The organism is Pseudarthrobacter equi (genome assembly GCF_900105535.1).
GTDB classification, from domain to species: Bacteria; Actinomycetota; Actinomycetes; order Actinomycetales; family Micrococcaceae; genus Arthrobacter; species Arthrobacter equi.
The window spans coordinates 1,182,807-1,201,205 of sequence record NZ_LT629779.1 but is presented as its reverse complement, the minus strand read 5'-3'; the positions used below and the strand labels follow the sequence as shown (position 1 = coordinate 1,201,205).

General features: G+C 59.9%; 17 protein-coding genes. 5 read left to right on the top strand and 12 right to left on the bottom strand.

What is annotated here, in order from left to right; genetic code table 11:
* Positions 1–15 precede the first annotated feature (15 nt).
* Positions 16–327, bottom strand: coding sequence for a helix-turn-helix domain-containing protein (locus BLT71_RS21015; RefSeq protein ID WP_091718269.1), 312 nt, complete (start codon positions 325–327; stop codon positions 16–18).
* Between BLT71_RS21015 and BLT71_RS21010 the strand changes: the two genes are divergently transcribed.
* Complete coding sequence (locus BLT71_RS21010; protein WP_091723831.1) at positions 310–1,599, top strand: HNH endonuclease; 1,290 nt, start codon at positions 310–312, stop codon at positions 1,597–1,599. The genes BLT71_RS21015 and BLT71_RS21010 overlap by 18 nt on opposite strands.
* A 443-nt stretch (positions 1,600–2,042) precedes the next feature.
* Here the strand turns inward: BLT71_RS21010 and BLT71_RS05450 are convergent, their stop codons facing one another.
* From BLT71_RS05450 to BLT71_RS05420, 7 genes are all read right to left on the bottom strand, one after another.
* Entirely contained in the window at positions 2,043–3,086 is a 1,044-nt protein-coding gene (locus tag BLT71_RS05450) for an ABC transporter permease family protein (RefSeq protein ID WP_091718268.1), read from the bottom strand.
* Positions 3,086–3,721 carry an ABC transporter ATP-binding protein gene (locus BLT71_RS21005; protein WP_091718266.1) on the bottom strand — a complete coding sequence of 212 codons (636 nt, stop codon included), beginning with the start codon at positions 3,719–3,721 and terminating at the stop codon, positions 3,086–3,088. Before BLT71_RS21005 ends, BLT71_RS05450 begins: the two co-directional genes overlap by 1 nt.
* Positions 3,706–4,842: a hypothetical protein gene (locus tag BLT71_RS20330; protein ID WP_157693426.1), complete on the bottom strand. Its 1,137-nt coding sequence runs from the start codon at positions 4,840–4,842 to the stop codon at positions 3,706–3,708. Before BLT71_RS20330 ends, BLT71_RS21005 begins: the two co-directional genes overlap by 16 nt.
* The gene (locus BLT71_RS20325) at positions 4,823–5,431 is read right to left on the bottom strand and encodes a hypothetical protein (protein WP_157693425.1); all 609 of its coding nucleotides are present in this window, start codon (positions 5,429–5,431) and stop codon (positions 4,823–4,825) included. The genes BLT71_RS20330 and BLT71_RS20325 overlap by 20 nt, the downstream gene beginning before the upstream one ends.
* A 4,307-nt stretch (positions 5,432–9,738) precedes the next feature.
* Positions 9,739–10,116 (bottom strand): helix-turn-helix domain-containing protein, encoded by a 378-nt coding sequence (locus BLT71_RS05430; RefSeq protein WP_091718261.1) that lies wholly within the window; start codon positions 10,114–10,116, stop codon positions 9,739–9,741.
* Positions 10,113–10,469, bottom strand: coding sequence for a hypothetical protein (locus BLT71_RS05425; protein ID WP_091718259.1), 357 nt, complete (start codon positions 10,467–10,469; stop codon positions 10,113–10,115). The genes BLT71_RS05430 and BLT71_RS05425 overlap by 4 nt, the downstream gene beginning before the upstream one ends.
* Positions 10,470–10,698: 229 nt before the next feature.
* Complete coding sequence (locus BLT71_RS05420; protein WP_091718257.1) at positions 10,699–10,920, bottom strand: helix-turn-helix domain-containing protein; 222 nt, start codon at positions 10,918–10,920, stop codon at positions 10,699–10,701.
* A gap of 133 nt (positions 10,921–11,053) precedes the next feature.
* Between BLT71_RS05420 and BLT71_RS05415 the strand changes: the two genes are divergently transcribed.
* Positions 11,054–11,701, top strand: coding sequence for a hypothetical protein (locus tag BLT71_RS05415; protein ID WP_091718255.1), 648 nt, complete (start codon positions 11,054–11,056; stop codon positions 11,699–11,701).
* Positions 11,691–12,836, top strand: coding sequence for a tyrosine-type recombinase/integrase (locus tag BLT71_RS05410; RefSeq protein WP_091718254.1), 1,146 nt, complete (start codon positions 11,691–11,693; stop codon positions 12,834–12,836). The genes BLT71_RS05415 and BLT71_RS05410 overlap by 11 nt, the downstream gene beginning before the upstream one ends.
* Positions 12,837–13,077: 241 nt before the next feature.
* Here BLT71_RS05410 and BLT71_RS05405 read toward each other — a convergent pair whose 3' ends face one another.
* Together BLT71_RS05405 and BLT71_RS05400 are read right to left on the bottom strand one after the other, a co-directional pair.
* Positions 13,078–13,614 (bottom strand): hypothetical protein, encoded by a 537-nt coding sequence (locus tag BLT71_RS05405; RefSeq protein ID WP_091718252.1) that lies wholly within the window; start codon positions 13,612–13,614, stop codon positions 13,078–13,080.
* 547 nt (positions 13,615–14,161) lie between these two features.
* Positions 14,162–15,403 (bottom strand): NAD(P)/FAD-dependent oxidoreductase, encoded by a 1,242-nt coding sequence (locus BLT71_RS05400; protein ID WP_091718250.1) that lies wholly within the window; start codon positions 15,401–15,403, stop codon positions 14,162–14,164.
* 124 nt (positions 15,404–15,527) lie between these two features.
* On the opposite strand from BLT71_RS05400, the gene BLT71_RS05395 reads away from it, so the two are divergent.
* Positions 15,528–16,538, top strand: coding sequence for a hypothetical protein (locus BLT71_RS05395; protein ID WP_231994452.1), 1,011 nt, complete (start codon positions 15,528–15,530; stop codon positions 16,536–16,538).
* A gap of 79 nt (positions 16,539–16,617) precedes the next feature.
* On the opposite strand, the gene BLT71_RS05390 is transcribed toward BLT71_RS05395, so the two are convergent.
* Positions 16,618–16,983, bottom strand: coding sequence for a hypothetical protein (locus BLT71_RS05390; RefSeq protein ID WP_091718246.1), 366 nt, complete (start codon positions 16,981–16,983; stop codon positions 16,618–16,620).
* Between the two features lie 135 nt (positions 16,984–17,118).
* On the opposite strand from BLT71_RS05390, the gene BLT71_RS05385 reads away from it, so the two are divergent.
* Positions 17,119–17,301 carry a hypothetical protein gene (locus BLT71_RS05385; RefSeq protein ID WP_091718245.1) on the top strand — a complete coding sequence of 61 codons (183 nt, stop codon included), beginning with the start codon at positions 17,119–17,121 and terminating at the stop codon, positions 17,299–17,301.
* Positions 17,302–17,456: 155 nt separating this feature from the next.
* Here BLT71_RS05385 and BLT71_RS05380 read toward each other — a convergent pair whose 3' ends face one another.
* Complete coding sequence (locus BLT71_RS05380) at positions 17,457–18,302, bottom strand: aldo/keto reductase (RefSeq protein ID WP_091718243.1); 846 nt, start codon at positions 18,300–18,302, stop codon at positions 17,457–17,459.
* Between the last annotated feature and the right edge of the window lie 97 nt (positions 18,303–18,399).

Here is an 18,399-nt window from a genome sequence, read left to right as displayed (position 1 = left end):
GTTAGTTCGGCCAAGCTATCGGCTCATCGGTCGACGGCCACCCCGGTATGGCTTGTTCTCAGCTGACGAACGTGGCGGGAGGAGTAGCTCGGCTACTGCAACTTCAAGTACGTCGGCGATATCCCACAGCCGTTCGTAAGCAACGCTCTTCTTGCCCCATTCGATTCCGATGATCATGTTCCGGCTCAGTCCGGACTCCAAGGCCAGCGACTCCTGGGAAAGGCCCTGTTCGAGACGGAGCTCTCTTATTCGGGCTCCGACGCTCACCCTACGTTCAGCCCAACGGAGCGTCTGCTCCTCGGAGAACTGATGGGGGCGAATGGGCATGAACTAATGCCAACCAATAATGTCAGCCTTGTCTGCTCTACTAGTGATACATGCAAGACCGCTGATCAAGGTCGGGTGAAGATGATGGAATCGCGTCACGAGGGGTTCTCAGACGCCAATAGCTCCGCTGCCGTTCCCCATGAAAGGCTGAAAAGAGATGCCGATGTCGGCGAGGCTGCCCACCGGCCTGACCAAGCAGCCGGTCCGCGCCATTCGAGCGAATCGGATCGTGCGCGGTTCTATGCTAAGACCCGGAGGGCGCCCAGTGGTTGCCTGCTATGGACAGCTGGCGTATCTAATCAGGGATACGGGAAATTTGTGCTGGGTGGGAGAACCATGCCAGCCCACCGAGCTGCGTGGGTCTTGGAGTACGGTGAGGTGCTGTCCCGGGAGGAGTTCTTGTTGCACTCGGTCTCGTGCAACTCCCGCCTTTGCGTGGAGATCGCGCACCTTAGGGTAGGCACACACGCGGAGAATATGGCGGACAGAAAGGCCCAAGGCCGCTACAATACGTCCCGAGGGTTCAACAATTCGCGTGCGCGGTTTAACGACGCGGAAGTTGCAGACATGCGGCTCCTGGTCGAACGCGGTGTCAGCTATCAGCAGGTTGCCGAGATCTATGACTGCACTAGGCCCTATGTGTATCTGATAGCCACGGGAAAAGCCCGCACCCAGCCCACAGATGGTCCTTCACCTTACGTGCTGGCCAAGCGTCAGCAGGAAGCAAAGGCGCAGGATCGACGAACCAGGTCTGCCGAGATCATTTCCATCGTCCACCCGGACGATGAAATTCAGGGTGAAGAATGGCGTCCTACCCGATTCGAGGGCTACTGGGTCAGCTCACTAGGGCGGGTCCGGGGGCGGACCATGAAAATCCTCAAGCCCCACATCACGGATTTTGGCTACGCTGTCGTGTGCTGCGGGAAGAACAACCCACGCGGCGTACACGTCCTTGTGTGCGAGGCTTGGGATGGGCCACCCCCCGCTAAAGGGATGCATGCAGCCCACCGCAACGGTAACCCTGCTGACAACCGCCCTGACAACCTTCGCTGGGCCACTCCCTCAGAGAACATTGGACAGGACAGGCTTCGACATGGCACTGTTCCGCGAGGTGAAGGGCATGCCCGAGCGAAGCTGTCGATGGACATAGCCAGGGCCATCCGCGCCCAACTTCCAGGGCCACGCGGGACCATCAATCGCCTAGCAAGACAGTACGGCGTAACAAAGACCGCTATTACCAACGTTCGGGACAGCGTCACCTGGAGGGAGTGACCCTTACCCCGCCGTGGTCCTTCCGAGGAAACAAAGCAGGGTTGCCCCCAAATGCGCGCAGTCCTTGAGGCGTGGCCGACACCGGTGAAAGGTCTCGGGCCAACGGCGCGGAGGAGCCTGTCTGACCTTATTCTTAGAAGTCACCGGGGAGTGAGCAGCGGGGAAACAGTCTCCTACAGCCGCCAGACAGCAGACGCCGACAACCAGACCAGTTCTTGGCGTATCAGCCTTCCACTTCAGCTAGCCAAGGGCTCAACAGCGGGCCGAGATACGGTGAGGCCAGCTCCGCCGGTCATCGTAGCCCGGCGACAGCATGCCGGCCTGCAAGGAGCGGCACCAGCGCGACCTATGATTCTAAGCCATTCATAAGAAGTAGCTTCTTAACTATCTTTAGGAGGCACTATGTGCTCTCAGCATCAGCACCTGTGTTCTTTGATGATTGATCAGCTGCGGTCCCTCAGGATTCGAGCCGGGTTTTGAGTTATAGCAAAAATTGTTGCTACCGATGGCGCCAAAGTGATGATTCCTGTTATGATGCAAAGGATTGGCAGCGAGTATTGGATCTTCAACGCACCTGCCCATATGTCGTTGTCAGCCAAAGCCAGCGTCCATGATGCGCCGATAACCAAGCCCAGATAACCCGTCGCTAAAGCTTGAGTAGTGAGAACGCCATACAACTTAAACTTCGGCATGCCTAACATCACATATAGTGCTATTTCTTTTCGCCTAAGAAATGTTGCCGCCGTTGTTCCTATCATCATTAGAATGGCAGCTAACAGCCAGGCGTGGCGATGGAGGCCACCCTTCCAGCGCGCTTCAATTTCTTGCTGCCTATTGACGTTTAGCGTGGAAAACTCAAGAGTTGCCGCGGACGGAAACATTGACGGTAAAGCGCTACGATAGTTTCCGAAGAAGTCGGGGTCAGTCTCGATGATACATTTTGACGCCATGAGCTGGTTTCCCGTGGACCTGTACACCCATGCGGACTTTCCGTCACTTCTAGGACTTGCAGGAAAAACGGAATCAACCTTTATAGAAACGCCGTCTCCGAAACTAATACGGTCGCCGTTGCCGTAACCGAGCTGGCGTCCAATGGACGCCCCAATCGCGGCGCCATCAATCGCTTCAGAACCTGTCAGCACTCTGATTGCAGAAGGTTGCGCATCAACAACACGTACAGATTCGCCTGGATTTCTATCCAGGAAGGATGTGGCCTCGGAGTACACGGCACCAACAGCCTTCACTCCTTCAACGCCGGACAGGCTCGCGCATTCTGAACTCATCAGATGTCCGCTCTTGTCCGATGCTACTAGTACATATGCGCCGCTAGCTGCGTTGGCTCTAAGGCTGTTTTCGTAGTCACCGCGTTCGTCGAATGAGACAAGCAGAAAGCCTGCTACGACAATTGAATAGAAAAGCGAAATAAACAAAAAGACACTGATTCGGGCGCGAAAACCTACTACGGCCTCGCTGATAAGAATTTTCACTACTCCGCTCCGCCCATGGTCAGGATGGAGTCGCACGCATCTGCGAGCATGAGGTCATGCGTTGATATGATTACCAGCTTTCCGGCCCGGGACAATGCCGTCAGCGACTCTGAAACAGCCTTTGCGCTCAACTGATCCAACTGCGCGGTCGGTTCATCGGCTAGCACTATGGGTGCGGGCGAGACTAGAGAGCGAGCTACACACACACGCTGAACTTCGCCCCCGGATAGCTTGGATACCTCTCGGTGCCATTTCCCTTCGAGTCCCACGGCGGCTAGGGCATCGTGGGCTGCTCGCTCAGCTGCCCTATGCTGAACTCCGTGGCTCACGAGTGCGACCTGAACGTTCTGAAGAGCCGTACGACCAGGCATGACAGGAGTTGTTTGGTTGATGAAGGAGATGTCTCGCGGGTTTAAGCGATTCGTGAGGGGAGCGACGCTGTCAGGCACATACATAACTTGACCGCGCGTAGGCTTACGTTTGCCTCCAATAAGTTCCAATAACGTCGTTTTGCCGGTTCCTGACGGGCCTACAACTCCGGTCGTGGTCGATCCATGAAAATTGTGCGTAAGATTCTCAAAAAGCGGGCTACCGGACCCAAAGGAGAAGGTCAGGTCAATCAATCTGATTTGCACAGAAGCTCTTTTTCGGTGCCTGGATTCGCCAGGACTTCACTAATGCTCTCGCCTTTCAACGGTTCGACGAAAGTGCGGCCTACCTCCCCGCCTAACACGTCAACTACCACTGCAACCGCGCCGCTGGGTGAGCGCGATATTAGGCAGTGTTTCCCGGCTCCACCCTCAAGTACTGAAGAAGGCGGCACACTGATAGTGCCTGCTCCAAAATTCGGTGAAAATTCAACGCGAATGGTTTCGGCGCCAGAAGGCACGGGAACGGCTTTTGCGTCCTGTCCTTTGAAGATTTGGGTCGGGTTACCTGAGTAGTCGTAGGACTTCTCGTTGTATTGGATTTTCCAACCTGCTTTTGCCATTCGCAACAACTCACTCTGTTGATCTAGTGAGATGGATTCTATGGTCTCCCTAGGCGTGAATACGTCGGCTGTTGGGGCAGCTACCATCTGGCCGAGGGCAACTTGATATCCACTGAGATCCACACCTTCCTCGGGTACCCAAACGATGTACGAAGGCTGAAACTCCGTATTACCTTCTTGCTGTACGCCGATATCCTTCAAGTATTGTCTGGCGCCGGCGTCCGTAATGGATCCCCAGCGGTCGCTAGTGTCCGCTGCATAGCCGCGGCTTCCCAGCAAGCGGTTGAATTCCTGAACGTCCGCACCCTTCATGCCCATGCTGAGGGGCCTGAAGAAAGGTGTGCTTCCTGAATAGGCCGTCAGATCAATCCCGTTTATGGACATCACGTAAGTGCCACTGACAAGCTGTTCTGGTGTCACTGGGGGAAGTCCTGTAACTGTTCCGGACATGCCGACCACCGCCTTAACGGCAGTCTGCGCGTCGGCCAGCTTCACTTTTGCCTCCACGTTGTACGTCGGCCACGATGCGGGTTTTGCGGCTGGAACCCAGCGGTCTCCTTGAATGCTCTGATCGTCAATAGACTGAGCTTTAAACAGGCCGAGTCCCACCAGCGCCAGTGGCGCTCCCAAAGTAATCAGGAGCGCCACGGCCCAGGTGAAGGAGACAACTGCATTTAGATTCTTTGCCTTGTCTGCACCACGGCGTTTTTCGTTGAGATTTGCCGTGCCCGAAATTTGATGGTTGTCAGTTTCTTGGAGAGACATCAAAGAACCGCTTGTACCTTTTCATGCATTCATCGAATTCTGCATTCTGCCTACTTGCTTCGCTTTGCGAGTAGGTTGATACAGCATCAATCACGTCATCGACGGTTTCGCTGTTGTTTACTGCTACTCCTGCGTCCTCTAGACATTGGAGAAGGTCGGGCTTTAGTTCACGCTTGTCATCCTCTGTGGGAAGATTCTGAAAGGCCCAAACAGGATAAACCTCCGAAGCATATTCCCCGTAGCAAGCCTCGGCCTTCTTGCTGATTGCTTGTCCTTGGATTTCGTCCGGGGCCGTTATTTCGACTTCGAAGCTTAGCGAATTATCTCCATTGGTAACCAGCGGGCCGGGTTTTGCGCCGGCCCGCTGAATGCAATCTCGTTCGGCCAGGACGGCCCTTTCGTACTCTTCGCGCGTAAGAGCGCCATCGGCAAGCAATTCCTTTTGGAAGGCGCTCGTATTAGCGGCTGCCTTTTGCACATCAAAAGCCGGAGTGCTGGAAGCCTGCTGGCTGCAGGCTGCCACGGTAATGATGAGGGTCAAAAACGTTGCCGTATTCAAGGTTCGTCGAACAAGGTTGCTAGAACTCATACCCACAAATTAACTCCGGTGTTTCCACTCCAGCGGCCGCTTGACCAGACATCAGCAAAAAGTGGGCCCTGCGTAGCGAAAGTGTAATTCCAAGTGATCCAATGGGTGCGGTTGGTCCCGCAGCCCGAGATGGTGCCGCCCCAGCGCTCAACGTAGGGAACTCCGAAGTTTGAACCACCGAACCAGTTCTTTGCCCTGGAATCACAGTAGTAGTACTGGGCATTCGTGGCGTATGTCTTTGTGCTGCTTACATGCAGTCCAACGCCGTATACGGTAAGGCACTGACTCGAGGCGCAGTAGGACCCGTCGGCAGATGCTGCTGGAGCAGAAATCAGGCCACCGAGTACTAGCGTAAGCGCCGTCAGCAGCAAAGCCAGGCTGCGCTGCCGCAGTTTCTTCGGCGTAGCCGATGGGTTACTCATGACGTCTCTTTCTATCGCCACAGGTTCACTCCTGGGTATCCAGTCATGTCGGTCCCATCGATGAACATCGATCCAAAGAGCGGTGAATTTGCCGGGAATGTGGTGTACCAACCGATATCTTGCGCCACGCTGCCTACACCACAGTTCCCGGAGACCGCTCCTCCCCAGCGTTCATAGTAGGGGAGACCGTATACGGAACCGCCGTACCAGTTTTTGGCACGGAAGTTACAGAATGTGGCCTTCCAATTATCGACACCGGTGGTCCGCGTGTTCGTCGTCGAAACGTAGAGACCGGAGCCGTTGACGTTGAGACAAGTCACCGTTGAGCCTCTGGATGCAGAACAACTTGATCCGGCAGCATTCGCTGCTGGTGCCACCAGCGTTAACGACAGTGCTACTACGGATAATCCTATGGACAAACGACGTAATAGGCGTCGCATATCCCCCCCTTTTTATTTAGTTAGAACTCGCAATCTGACGAGTCAAAGGGAGTATTTCAAACTTTGCAAGTTTCGTCAATTTGTTTTACAGCTTCCGGCTCGAGTTGACGGCAATGTCAACTAACTGCAAGCGCAGTCGGTCAACGCCATCAATCGATCCTTCTCTAGAGCGCAGATGAGCGATATGTCAAGTCACAAATGAGATGGCGCTTGTTCATTCACGTCTGCTCGGCGCCTATCGTGCGCACGCAGTGCATGCGTAACTGCGAGTCGTATGACTAGATAAGCTACAAATGCAACAATAAGGATTTGACCGAAAATCCAAAGTATGCCCACAAGCATCCCTACATCCATGGGTACGTCTCTCCTAAAAGTAAAGCTGAACAGTTTCGGGAGACTGTAACACGATGAAAGCGCGATCGGCTTGTCAAGTTCCAAAGCTCCCCCCAAGCCTGGTTTGTGGCGAAGGGTTAAAATGCGATTGCTCGACGCCCAGTTCGGAGGTGTCACCGCTGGCCCCTTCAGGTCAAGCCGCGTGTACTCTCGTGCTTGCCAATAGCTACCTCTTCTGTGCCTGTTTGTTCACTTGTTCATGATTACGCGCATCCTGCGTGCAGACAGAAGACTTGTGATTCACCTGCGCGTCTTTCGCGCGCGCAATGCGAGTATGTGTCTACTTCGACACCTTGCGCGAGTGCCAAGCGCGCTTTGTGGCTCACTTGCTCATTACACAAACCGCGCCACTTCTTTCCCTATGCACTCCCAAGTGTTGAACCCTTTGCACCTTTAGGGGGCGTCTCCAGCTAGGGGTCGCACTGATATGGACAGCAGAGCATGAGAACAGGGCGCTGCGGAATCGGGGTGCTGCTTCCTGGCCTCATGTGACGCCGCGCTGTCAAGAAGTCGCAGCACGGCGCCTCCAGCAGAGACCAAGTTGTCAGTTCATGAGTGCGGGAATGCGGAGCGGCTTGATGCACTGCTTCGGGCCGGGCTCAACCTTAGCCAAGCGGAACATGCGCCCGAGGCTTGCGCGCAGCCGGGTTCTGTCGGTGGTCAGTCGCCCATTCAGCAACGGCAGCCCTGTGGCGCGCTGAACCCCCGCGCCGACAGCTTTCCCACGCGCCACAGCATCCCGGGACGAGACCGTGCTCAACTCCTGCCATGCAACTGGAACAACCGGTACTTCACTGACACCAGCAACGATCGACCGGAAAGCCGCTGAGCTGCCTCCACTCGCTCCCCGGCGCCAGCAGGGTACGCGCCGTGGCAAGACCGGCATTTTAGGGTTCCTTGTTAGACGGGGCCCTTTGTCGCAGCATCTTTCGTCTGTATCTAAGCACGTGCCAGCCAAGGACCGTAACAAGGGCCGTGCCCACAAACCCTGCACTGCCCCAACCGATCAAACTATCGTTGTCAGTAACGAGGACTACCAGCCACGCCGCCATCGTGGTCCAGTAGACAGCATTGAGTGCTGTGATGGCGTTATCGAGCATTGTCCGCGGCAAAGAGATCACCTGCTCATATCTACGATCGATGTCAAAGACGATTATCCGCCTTGGCGCACGGCGGAGCTACAGAGCAGCCCTTGGCTGGGGGTGGGGGTACACCCCCTTCGACGTTGGCTTCCGGCCCGGCCGTCATAGCGACTTCGGTAGCGTACGGGTTCGGAAGCAATAAATATGATTTATCAAGGCGCCCAACTGGGGCGCCTACTAGTCTGTCGTCGGTAAGGCAGTGGTCGCCGGAGCGACCACCCCCGCTACCACTACCGGTTTTGGTCAAGGGAAAGATGGCATCAGGGCGTACCCCGGCGCAGGGCCCTGATCCGTTGCCGCCATAAGGCTCACGAGCCTTCCGGCTATGGCTCGCCTTATTTAGAATGAGGTTTTTAAAACGGCGGTAACAGGCGCCCATCCTGCCAAGGAGGCGCAACCCAGCATCCTGCTTGAAGGCCTTCCCACCAAGCAACCTCTCCGGCTGCCCAGACGTGCCACCCACTTCGCAGATCCCCCCACTGCTCGTCATCCACGCCGTCCATGTCATACAGGAAATCAGCTCCAGGGATCAAGAATGTGTGAATGGAGCTGCTGTTCCACCTGGCCTTACTTTTCAGCAGGCCGGCGGCTCGAGCCTTCTTCCAGTGTTCCGTAACTGTCGCCTCGGCTTTCAGTCCTGTGAGTAACGCAACTGTCAAGCGGTCGACGTCCGTCTGCCGACTGCCTGCGTGGTCAACCATGATTTGCAGTGTCCTTTTCACCGGTACCTTTAGCGATGACTGGTCAACTGCCTCGCGATAGTCTTCGACTGTCCAGCATGGAACCTTTGGCTTCCCCACCCGGCGTCGGGCTTCGTGAAGGGTACGGATTGCCTCTATTTCTCGTTGAAGTGTGGATGTCGGGGGGAGGGAAGTGTCTGACATGCGTTGACTCCAAGTCGACGTAACGCGCCATAGCTGGCGCCGGCAATGTTGGTTCAAGGCGGGGAGCGAATGCACGCCGCTCGCGCCTGGGATGAGAGCATCCGGGCGGGCCGTAAGTGCGTCGGACAAGGCGGGCTGCATGCCCGTGGGAAGCGCTGACAGCCATCTCATGGACGTTTTCAGCTATCAGAGCTCCCGCCCGGCGCCGGTTAGTGCGCCGTTGCCGAAATTTCGGCAGCTAGGGCTGGTCCTGGCCTGTTCCCGGGCGGAGTCCCTTGGAAAGGCTGGCGCCCCGGCGCGGGCTCCAGGAATGCCAGCGGTTCGGCTTCTTGACCGGAAAGGTGTCAACGAGAGGCTGGCACTCCTGGCATGGAGGGTTGGAGAGGGAGAAGCCGAGCTGGTGACCCCAGGCCGCCTGGGCGGCGCAGGCGGAGCACAGACCCAGGCGCATGTAACGGCGTTTTATGGAGTCGAATGTCCCAGCCTGCCAAATCGTTTCCGGAGCATCGCACGGACCGCCGGAACTGGTTTTGCTCATAGATATCCCCTGATTCTGGGCGTAGGTGTGTTGGGGTTGTGGTTGCTCGTGCACCGCAAAGGGCTCGAAGAGCTAGGCGGAGCTTGCTCCGCCCTTCGGGACTGCGCTGCGCTCCCCTTTCCTTGACAGCCGAATCACACGAGGCAGTGATCGGTCCATCCGGATGGCACCTGCCCTAAGGCAGTGCCATTGTCGGTACCACTGTTATCCGGATGGCACCTGCCTTACTGGCATGGTCCTGGAGCAGTGATCCTGAGGTAGTTGTTAATGGGGTAGTTCCGTTGAGGTAGAACTCCTTAAGGTCGTTCTACCTGGGTAGTTAACGGTGAGGTAGTTAGGGACTGGGTTTTCGTGGGGCCTCGTGGAGGGAAATCCTCGGGAGGGGTACCCGCAGTATGCGGCAGTACCCCTCCCGAGTTTTTGTGCGTGTGTGACCACCCTTTTGTGAGGTAGCTTCCCCTGGCGTTTCTTGAGCCCGGCCTACGCGGTCATCGGTTGCTATTCGTGTCCAGGTCGCCGGGAGGCACAGAATTCTCCAAATATGGAGAGGCATCCGCATCCATATCGATGACCATGTCGTCCGTGATCGGGATGGTGATCGTGTAGAGGATAGAACCGTTGAAGCGGCGCTTCTTGCAGAGGAAGCCCTTCTCTTCCGCCAAAATCGTGTGCTTTGAGATGACAGCTCGGGTCAGGTCCGTGGCCTTGGCGAGCTTCTTAAGACTGGGCCACGCTTCTCCCGTTTTATTTGCGGCGAAAGCGGCCAGCGCCCAGCAGACAGCCCGTGCTCCCGTGGGGAGGTCTGAGTCCCTGATGGCTTTGGCATATTGCAGGGGCATGGCTGGCAGGCCGGGTACAAGAATCACAGGTTTACCTCCGGAATCAGAAGCGTCCACCCGTACCGGCGGAGGCCGACGCCGTCGTAGAAATTGCGGTCAATATACCCCTTCGACTGGAGCTCGGACATGATCTTAAGTGACTTGAGGTCCCGCCTCTCCTGGCCAAGCGAGGCATTAATCCGCTGCCAGTCCGTGAAAGAGGCGCGCCCGATGCCAACTGAAAGGGCCATCACCTTCGCCACCGCGAGCGCCTCAGGCGGGAGGCTGGTGTCGCTGGCAATGGCTTCGAGCCAACAGTCCAAAAATGGGTTCCGCGCCTCCAACGCGGACTTGCTGTCGCTGTGCTCGTCGGACGTCAGCGGTTCGGTCGAATGGGTCATTAGCTGCCTCCATCTGTTGGGGGTCAAAGGGGCACAACAAAGTTGTTAGGTGCCTTGTCGGTTGAAAGTGAGATGCTCTTCGGGATGCGCCGCTCCCGGACCGATGGCCGAACAATTCGGTCGGCGGCTGGCCCTCAATATTGCGACCGGGCTATGGCGTCATCATTCAGGCGAGCGGTAGCGACTCGCTGTTCGTGGCGAATCGGCGTCAAACGCGGCTCTCGAAAAGTTACCTCGTCGCCCGCTGCTGGCGGGCCCAGCTGACGACGTCGGAACGCAGGTAGCGACACTGCGAACCGAACTTGTGGAAGCGGGGCCCAACCGCCCGGCCGGACTGGGCCAACCACTTTTCGGAGACGTTCAGGTACGCCGCGGTCTGCTTCCGCGTCAGGTACAGGGACGCGGCGACCTCCCCAGGCTGAGCGTCGTGGGTGTTCAGGTTTTTGTCCAATGGAGTCCTTATCAAAGTCAACACACTTAGCCTGCCAAGCATTATGTGTTGGCAGCGAAATCCAGAATACCTGCCAATCACAACGTGTCAAGCACTATGTTCTTGGCAAGCGAAATGTGTTAACGTTGTCGGCATGATGATTCAACTCCCTGGCCTGGCTCCGAACGTGAGGTACCGGGGCCCAAAGGACGGCCCGGACATTGTGCGACACGAAGAAGGCGAGGTGGAGTGGACGGTCCTATGGGCGCGATACATCGTGGACGGATTTGCCGTGAGCATCGGCTGGGACGTAGGCCACCCGATGGGCGACTTCCGTGAACCCAACAAGCTGACAATCGAGTTCGATGAGGTCGAGTACGGGACCAGCGAGAACCCCAGTGAGGAGTCGTTTGAGGGCGGTATCACGACGTCTCTGTTGAGATCCATACCTATGGCTCATGCCCGGGCTCTTATGCGTGAACATCATGAACAGCTTTCAGTTGCCAGCGTCCGGGACGAATGGGCACCTTTCCCTTCCCGGGTGGAGACTGACCGGGATTACACCTATGTGGCCGCTGCATATGTGGCTCTTATGAAAGTGTCGGTGGAGCCCATCAAGAGGCTCGCCGAGTGGACCGACGAAAGCATAGACACGTGGTCCGCCCGGCTGCGCCGGGCGAGGGCTAAGGGCATTTTGGAGGGCAAGGGCCGCCAGGCGAAAGTCGCGCCCGCCTATCTGCAAACGAGAGACCAAATCTGGGCGGATATGCGAGCGCGGAAGGAGAAGCCCAATGGCCATTAATAAGCTCTCCAGCGGAGTCAAGCGCTGGGAGGTCGACTGGACGACTGCCGACAACGTCCGCCGCCGCAAACGTTTTTCCACGAAACGGGAAGCCGAAGACTTCTGGCATGCAACGGTTCGGTCCGTTCAAAGTGGAACCTACATCGACCCCCGCGCAGCCGCCAAAGTTACCGTTGAGCAGCTCTACGAAGATTGGATCGAGCGAGTCGCCACCTTGGGCGCCAACGGCCGCAAGCCGGCAAGCCCTAAGACGATCGATAACTACGAGCGCTGCTACGAGAACTATGTCGCCCCTCGCTGGGGACACACACCGATTGGCAAGGTCAGGTACGACGACGTTGCCGCCTGGATCACGACGCTGAAGGGACGGGACGGCGGCCCCGCCGGAGTGACTACCCGTCGTGAAGTGGGCCTGTACTTCGGCCGTTTGATGGGACATGCGGTCAAGAAGCGGCTGCTGGCCACGAATCCCACCAAGGATCCCCTTGGTCAAACCGATTATGTTCCCGCAAGGGTCAAAGAGCGGGAGCACGTTTACCTGACAATGCCCCAGCTTATGGCGCTCGCCAAGGCATGCGACGAGTTCGAGCTCTTCGTGATGGTGGCAGGAACCTGCGGTCTCCGCTGGGGTGAAATCACTGCACTCACATATGAGGATCTTGACCTAGTCGACAAACCCGCCATGACGGTAAGGAAGGCCTTTTCGGAGATCGGAGGGCGGCTTGTTCTCGGCCCAACAAAAGGTGGCGAAAGCAGGGTTGTCCCGCTGCCGGCGCTGGTGGCAGAGCGCCTCAAGGTCGCGTCGGCCGCTGAAAGCCCTGGAGCGAGGATATTCGGTGGAGCACGGAAATCAGTGCTCCGGAACAGCACCTGGACCCGTCGCCACTACTCCCCGGCCATCGGTAGGTTGAAGGCAACTATGACCAATTTTCCACGCCCCACTTTCCACGATCTCCGGCACACTGCGGTCAGCCTGGCGATCAGCTCCGGCGCCAACATCAAAGTGGTCCAGCGGATTGCTGGGCACGCCAGCGCCACCATGACCCTGGACACTTACGCCGGCTTGTTCGACCACGACCTCCACGACAGTGCCGGACGGCTGAACGCAGCCCTGGAGAGGCTGGGCTGGGAGTAATCGTCACTTTTTCGTCACCGGGACGGCCCGTCTCCGTAGTCACACAAGGAGAAAGGTGTTCACTCGTAATGAAAAGGTCATCAGTTCGATTCTGATAGGAAGCTCGGGATAAACCCCCTATTGCCCCTCGTTGGAGGGCTGTGGGGGGTTTTTCGCTGGTTAAGCCCATCTTCGGAACGCTGACGATGGCGCTCCTCCCCGCAACGTCGGCTGCCCCGACCGGTTTAGGCTTCGACGCCCTTCAGCCCTCAAGGGCCTCGGCGAGACGGTCTAACGACTCAGGGCCCGCCGCTATCTCCACTTTGCCGTGATCTGTCAGGGCGGTCACTGCGTACATCCCGAACGATCCGATGTATTTGCGGTCCTTGCCGGTGACCTTCCACCGTTGCGGAAGCACTTTTTCCACAGTGAGTGTGGTGGCCCGCCCGGACGCTTCAAGGTTGTCGTAGACCGCTGGCTGAAACTGAATTGATCCGGCAGCGGGCGTCACAATCCCCTGGTTCCAAATACCGCTGAGGGAACCGGGGCGGGACTCCGGATAGCGGATATAGGCCCTGAGCTGGCCATGTTCTTTGAGGCGTGCGCTGGTTTTCCGCAGGTTGCGTATTTGGAACAGCGCCAGAAGCCAGTAGACCAGCGTGTTCATGGCGGCGTGGACGGCGGCGTCGGCCAAATCCCCCGGGTTAAAAACCCACCAGATGGCACCGGCGATGAAGAAAAAGACGACGTAGCCGGCCGCAAGTGCCAAATACGGATGCTGCCGAACCCAGTTCTTCATTGCGCCGTCACGCGGCCACCCGGGGCAGCCTGGACGCACCGCAAGTCACACCCTGACCGGACTGCGTGCTGGGTCGATATTCGCGGCACCGCGGCCTGCTTCCGTGAGTCCCCCAACATCATGCGACTTAGCCTATCCTCCGGCCAGGTCAGAGCCCGGGGGCAGCACACGTAGCGGGGTTCGCGAAAACACGTACCGGTTACTCAGGCGCCGCGGCTGCTGAGGCCATAGCGTGGTGAGCGGAGCCGGCGGCGATGGTGCTTGATGGAGACCAGCACCTCCCCCAGCCGTCGCCGGCCCGCACCATCTTTCGAAGCCGTCTGCACCGAAGGTGCACGGCAGCTTTGCGGAAAGATGCAGTTTTCACCCGGGTTTCGTTCAGGTCTCGGACCTAGCGTGATGCGTGGAGTCGGCGGCGATGGCACTGTCCGCGAGTGCGGTGCCTCCTCCAGCCGCCGCCGGCTCCCACCCCTTTTTCCATGGTCCAAAATCCTCACCGGCCCCACGCCGCCATGCAGCCTGGGACGAACGGCGTGGCTATTCGGACCTAGTCCGGCCGCCCCACCACAACCTGGGACGGGCTGTGCGTCACGTAACCCACCGCCCAGGAGAAGAGGGCACGGACTTTCTGTTGGACGCCGGGCAGCAGGGCAAGGTGGACGCCCAACCAGGACAGGAACGCCAGCGGCCCCTGCAGCTGGATGCGCTGGGGGCCCAACTCTGCCACCGCGGCGCCCCGGCCAACCATGGCCATGTACCCCTTGTCGAGGTAACGGAAGGGCTGCCGGGTACCTCCGGTGAGGTCAGCGTGGATGTTCTTTGCGGCCCATTTCCCTGATTGCTGTGCCACGGACCCCAGTTGCGGGAGCCGGGCCCCCGCGGCGTCGGTGATGTTGGCAGAGTCTCCCAGGACGTAGACGCCCTCCACTCCCGGAGCGGTCAGGTCCGGACGGACGTCGATACGCCCGCCCTTCCCCTGCGTGAGCCCTGATTCGGCGATGATCTTGCCTGCCTGGAGGCCGCCGGCCCAGACAACGATGGGTGCCGGCAGCACTGTACCGTCCGCCAGCGTCACGCCGTCGGGACGGACCTCGGTAACGCTCTGGCCCATGTGCAGCTGGACGCCCAGCTTCACCAGCCTGTCCCTGGTGTAGGCCTGCGATCTTTCCGAGAACGCCATGAGCACGTTGGGCACCATGTCCACGAGGTGGACGTGGCAGCGGGCGGCGAGCTCGGAGGAGAAGTACTTCGGCACGATGTATTTGACGTTCTCGGCCAGGGCGCCGGCCGTTTCCACCCCTGTAGGGCCGCCGCCTACCACCACGACGTCGGCACTCCCGCCGGCTCCCCGGTCCGCCTCGTCGAGGACTTCCGTCAGGGCAGCACTGAGCCGCGTGGCGTCGGCCACGGAGTAGAGCGGGTAGGCGTGCTTGTCGGCGCCCGGGGTATTGAAGAAGTTCGGGACAGCGCCTGTGGCGAGGACGAGGATCTGTGCCTTGAACTGCGTGCCGTCGGCAGTGGTGACGGTGCGGGCGGCAGCGTCCACCGAGGTGACTTCTGCCGTGAGGACCCGAACCCCCTTGATGTTGCGGAAGACCGCACGGAGCGGGCGGGCCACTGCGGAGACACCGATTTGCGATGATGCCACCTGGTACAGCAGCGGCTGGAACTGGTGGTAGTTGTTGGCATCAATCAGCAGCACCCGGGTGCCCTTGCGGCCGAGTTCCTGGGCGGCAGCTTTCCCGGCGAAACCGCCGCCAACCACGATGACCTGATATGTATCGTCCATTCGAGCAACATACCGTGCACGGCGCCGGAGCAACAGGGCTCACGGGCCCCCGGCGGTCCGGTCCGCGGCAGCGCCCGCCCGGCCCTCCGTACCCGTCCCAGCCCGCCCGCCTATGATGGCGGACATGGATGAAGAGGCCTTGGCCGGGATCGCGAACGGGCTGTACGCCTGTCCCCTGGACGACTTCGTAGCGGCCCGGACGGCGGCGGCCAAGGAGGCCGCCGCCCGGGATAAGGGCCTGGGGGCGGCTGTCCGTGGACTTGCCAAACCGTCGGTAGGCGCCTGGGCTGTGAACAGGCTCGTCCTGCAGCGGCCAGACATCCTCGACGAACTCGCGGATCTGGGGTCCCGCATGCGTGCAGCGCAGGCGTCCCTTGATGCCCCCGCCCTTCGCGACCTGGGGCGTGAGCGGCGCACCCTGCTGGCGTCCGCCGTCGACGCCGCCCGCGCTGTTGTCCGCGGTCAAGGCCGGCAACTCAGCGACACTATTGCCGGGGACGTCGAGGAAACACTGCGTGCCCTGACTGCCGATGAAGGGGCCGCGGCCGCTGTTCGCAGCGGCAGGCTCCTGAAGACCCTGTCCGCGGACGGGGTCAGCGCCGCAGACCTGGATGGAACGGTGGCCGTACCCGGCGCCCTCCCCGCAACACCGGCTGCCGCTCCCCCGGTCCTTGCCTCGGTGCCAACGTCCGGGAAGACGGATTCCGAAAAACCACGGCCACGAAAGAAGCAGCGCACGACGCCGGAAGCCGGGTCCCAGCCCCGGCCCACCAGGCCGCGCCTTGAGGCCGTCCGGCAGACGCCACGGCCGGCGTCGCCCCCTCTGCTGGAAAGGGCCAGGGCGGCGCTGGAGGCGGCCGAAGAAGAAGCCTCCGAAGCGGCCAGCCATGCCGTGGACCTTCAGGCGGAGGCGGAGCAGACGGCTGGGGACATTGCCGGGCTGCAGGAGGAAACGGCGGACTTGCGCGCCCGCCTGAAAACGGCCGAGGCTGAGCTGGACCAGTCGAAGAAGCGCCTTGTTGCCATCTCCGCGGAGGCCAAACAGGCAGCGCGGGCGGCGGATAAGGCGGCCAGGGCAGCCGTACTGGCCCAGGAACGGGTCCTGCGGCTGGACCGCCGCGAGGCCGGAACCTGACTCCGAAGGCCCCAACCCGCTGGGTAGCCGGCCGGCTCTATACGCCCCTACGAGCAGCAGTCTTAGGGTGGCCGTCCCCTCAGGCGGCTACAGCGGCGAGGGACCGCCGGATACCGACGATCCTGATGGCCACGCCCACCAGGACCAGGCCAATGCCGAACCCCATCAGCATCCAAATGGGCACAGCGGCGGAGTCGATGCTCCGGTAGCACTCGGCCGCCAGGCCCGTGGTGTGCAATTGCGCATCCGACAGTTCGGCTGCCCCGCTGTGCGGGATCATCGGGCTGCCGCACAGCGGCGCCACGGACTTGAGTCCCAGCACCACACTGAGGATCTGCAGGGCGAACCCCACCGCCACCGTCAACATCCAGCCGCGCCGCCGTGCCAGTTCACGATTAATGTGCCTGGTGGCGTTGTCCCGGTCCGGGGAATCGCTAACCTCCATGGTGAAAGCCTAGCCGGAGTTCCGGGGCCGGGCGGTGCCGCCACAACGCACCGTGATGTGCGCTGGGCCCCTGTCACAGGGCAACACGCGGGGCTGATTCCGTGGAATGTCAGACCCCGGTTGCACACTGGATTTATGGAAAACACCGTTCAGGAATTTCACGTCACGTACTTCGACGCCGACTCCGGCCGTACACGCTCTGAGTCCTTCGACACCATGGTGGATGCGCAGCGTTTCGCCGACAGGCAGTGCTCCGGTGAGGACGGCTGGGCAGTGATCGATGCGGTCAGCGTCGAGCCCGTCCGCATTGCCGCCTGACCCCACAGGTTTGGGCCGGGCCGGCTATTCGCCACGAGGAGGCCCGTGCAACAGAAGAACCCGCACCGCCTGGGCCAGCCAGGTGGTGCGGGTTCGACGTCCCTGTTGAGCAGGACCGCCGGCCAGGGCGGGGCGCTCACTGCGGAGAGGTTGGTTTACGCGAAGTCGGAGACTGCCGGGTCGGGGCCGATCCTGCCTTCGCCGCTGGCGGTCCGGTCGAGGGCGTTGATGGCCTCGACGTCCTCAGCGTCCAGCGTGACGTCGAGTGCCGCATAGTTCTCGCGGATCCGGGATTCGGTGACCGACTTCGGGATCACCACGTTGCCAATGGCGAGGTGCCAGGCGATGACAACCTGCGCCGGCGTGGCCTGGTGCTTGGCGGCGATAGCGGCAACGGCTGCGTCTTCCAGGAGCTCGCCGCCCTGGCCCAGAGGTGACCAGGCCTGGGTCAGGATGCCCTTGGAAGCACCGAATTCGCGCAGCTCACGCTGGCTGAAGTACGGGTGGAGCTCGATCTGGTGGATGGCCGGGACAACACCGGTTTCGTCGATGAGCCGCTGCAGCCCGTCGACGGTGAAGTTGGAGACGCCGATGGACTTGACCCGGCCGCGCTTCTGGAGCTCGATCAGCGCCTTCCAGGTGTCGACGTACTTGTCCTGCTTGGGCTGCATCCAGTGGATCAGGTAGAGGTCGAGGGTTTCCAGGCCGAGGCGGTCCATGGATTCCTCGAAGGCAGCCAGCGTGGACTCATAGCCCTGATCGGCATTCCACAGCTTGGTGGTGATGAAGATCTGCTCGGGGGTCAGGCCGGAGCTGGCGATCGCGCGCCCCACGCCTGCTTCGTTGCCGTAGATCTTGGCGGTGTCGATGTGGCGGAAGCCAGCTTCGAATGCCTGCCGGACCACCTTCTCAGCCACGCCGTCTTCGACCTGCCACACGCCGTAGCCGAGCTGGGGGATCGTGTTTCCGTCGTTGAAAGTGAGTGTAGGTGAAAGAGTCATGACTTCATCCTGCCAAACGGCGGGCCTCAAAATGACGTGATTCCCGGTCTGTCAGCCAGGCGCTTAACGCGGAAAGTCACCCCCGGCAGCGGGAATA